This window comes from Pseudomonas sp. EA_5y_Pfl2_R50 (genome assembly GCF_963970475.1).
Lineage (GTDB): Bacteria > Pseudomonadota > Gammaproteobacteria > Pseudomonadales > Pseudomonadaceae > Aquipseudomonas.
Genome location: NZ_CAXAPT010000264.1, coordinates 1 through 225, shown reverse-complemented (window position 1 = coordinate 225; position 225 = coordinate 1). Strand labels below are relative to the sequence as shown.

1 protein-coding gene is annotated in these 225 nt (G+C 66.2%); it reads right to left on the bottom strand.

The genetic code is table 11. The features are described 5' to 3' along the window. On the bottom strand, nt 1-225 hold a 225-nt coding region (locus AACY19_RS27745), incomplete at both ends, for a hypothetical protein (protein WP_339454683.1).

Below are 225 nucleotides of genomic sequence, written 5' to 3'. Positions count from 1 at the left end.
TGGCGTTGAGCACCAGCGTGCCGTAAGTGCCGGTGAACGTACCGGCAGTGATCGGCCCGGCATCAGGGCCGGTCGGTACGCGGTCGGCGCCTTGCACGTCGTTGGTCAGGACGTTGCCGGTCAGGGTCAGCAGGCTTTCCGAGGCGGTGCCGTTGCTGTCGTTCAGCGCTTTCGGCAAGTCGTCGACGATGTTCACGTCGAGGGTCGCGTTGGCGGTGGTGCCGT